The 351-nt window shown below is 78.9% G+C and carries 1 protein-coding gene; it reads left to right on the forward strand.

Annotated features, from left to right (window positions below; genetic code table 11):
• On the forward strand, positions 1 to 351 hold a 351-nt coding region (locus DZG00_RS16630), incomplete at both ends, for an aminoglycoside phosphotransferase family protein (protein ID WP_147360117.1).

Here is a 351-nt window from a genome sequence, read left to right on the forward strand (position 1 = left end):
GCTCGCCGTGTGGTTCCGCGAGCTGGTCGAGCCCGAGCGCCCGCTCCCCCGGTCGCTCGACCGCGGCGCGGCGGTGGCCCGCGAGCTGCTCGCCGGATCCGGGCCCGCCGCTGTGCTGCACGGCGACGTCCACCACGGCAACGTCCTGCGCTTCGGCGAGGGCGACGGCGACGGCGACGGCTGGCGCGCCATCGACCCGAAGGCGCTCGCGGGCGACCCCGGCTTCGACACGGCGAACGTCCTCGCGAACCCGACCCCCGCGATCGCCCTGCGGCCGGGTCGCCTGGCCCGACGCGCGCGCGTGGTCGCCGAGGAGACGGGCGCCGACCTCGACGCCGTGCTCGCGTGGGC

The sequence above is a fragment of the Clavibacter lycopersici genome, assembly GCF_003576405.1.
Lineage (GTDB): Bacteria > Actinomycetota > Actinomycetes > Actinomycetales > Microbacteriaceae > Clavibacter > Clavibacter lycopersici.